At 69.3% G+C, this 1,536-nt stretch carries 1 protein-coding gene; it reads left to right on the top strand.

Features of this window, described 5'->3' with window-relative positions; translation table 11 throughout:
• Nucleotides 1–43: 43 nt before the first annotated feature.
• Nucleotides 44–1,536, top strand: a 1,493-nt coding sequence (locus E1264_RS42525) for an L-aspartate oxidase (protein WP_132183234.1), incomplete at its 3' end; no start/stop codon positions are given.

Below are 1,536 nucleotides of genomic sequence, written 5' to 3'. Positions count from 1 at the left end.
AGGTTAGGGTCATAATGACGAGAACCGATCCCGAGGAGGGTTCATGATCCCTTCCGTTCTCGTTGCCCCCGCTCCAGGTTGGACCGTCGAGACCGATGTCGTTGTGGTTGGGTCCGGTATCGCGGGTCTGGTCGCCGCGTTGCGGTGCCGGCCGCATGGGCGGGTGCTGCTCGTCACCAAGGCCCTTCTCGACGCGGGGTCGACTCGCTGGGCGCAGGGCGGGATCGCCGCGGCGCTCGCGCCCGATGACACTCCCGAGGAGCACTTCGCGGACACGCTCGTCGCCGGGGTCGGGTTGTGTGACGAGGACGCGGTCCGGGCGCTCGTGTCCGAAGGGCCGGACGCCGTCCGCGGGCTCATCGAACTCGGTACCGCGTTCGACCTTTCCAATGGTGGAGAGATCGCGTTGACCCGGGAGGGGGGCCACCACCGGCGCCGGATCGCTCATGCGGGCGGTGACGCCACCGGCGCGGAGATCAGCCGCGCTCTCCTGGCGGCGCTCAAGGATTCCGGTGTTGAGGTCATAGAGCATGCGCTCGTCCTCGACTTGTTGAAGGACCACAGTGGACGTGCGGCCGGGGTCACCCTGCATGTCATGGGCGAAGGGCAGCCGGGCGGTGTCGGTGCCGTTCGGGCCCGTGCGGTCGTGCTCGCCACCGGGGGGCTGGGGCAGGTGTTCTCGGCCACGACGAACCCCGAGGTCTCCACGGGCGATGGTGTCGCGCTCGCGTTGCGGGCGGGAGCCGATGTCGCCGACCTCGAATTCGTCCAGTTCCATCCGACCGTGCTGTGGCTCGGCGAGGGAGCGCTCGGGCAGCAGCCGCTGATTTCGGAGGCTGTGCGGGGCGAGGGTGCTCATCTCGTCGACCACTCCGGCGAACGGTTCATGGTTGGACGCCACGAGCTTGCGGAACTCGCTCCGCGTGATGTGGTCGCGAAGGGCATCATGAACCGGATGCGCGAGACCGGCGCGTCCCACATGCTGCTGGACGGCCGGCACCTCGGCGCCGCGATGTGGGAGAAGCGGTTCCCGACCATCCTGGCCGCCTGCCGGCACCACGGCATCGACCCCGTGACCGAGCCGATCCCGGTCGTCCCCGCCGCTCATTACGCGAGTGGGGGCGTTCGCACGGACCTGCACGGACGGACGTCCGTCCCCGGCCTCTACGCTTGCGGCGAGGTCGCCTGCACCGGTGTCCATGGTGCGAATCGTCTGGCGTCCAACTCCCTTCTGGAGGGTCTTGTTTTTGCCGAACGCATCGCCGCCGCCCTTCAGACCGAATTGGCAGTGACCTCCGATGCCGCGGGTGCGCAGGCGCAGGCGCACGCCCGGGCGGACGATTCGGCCACGGGTGAGTTGGCGGCAGGGGGAGCGCGCGGTACGGGCATGGCGGGTGGCTCCGGTGGAGGTTGCGAGTTGGTCGGTGCTGGGGCTCGGGGAGAGATTCAGCGGATCATGACGTCCTATGCGGGCGTGCTGCGTGGGGCAGACGGGCTGAAGGCCGCTGGTCGCGAGCTGGCCGCGTTGTCTCCGGG

The sequence above is a fragment of the Actinomadura sp. KC216 genome (assembly GCF_004348535.1).
Classification (GTDB): Bacteria; Actinomycetota; Actinomycetes; order Streptosporangiales; family Streptosporangiaceae; genus Spirillospora.
The sequence above is the reverse complement of the archived record's forward strand: the minus strand, read 5'-3'. Positions and strand labels throughout refer to the sequence as shown.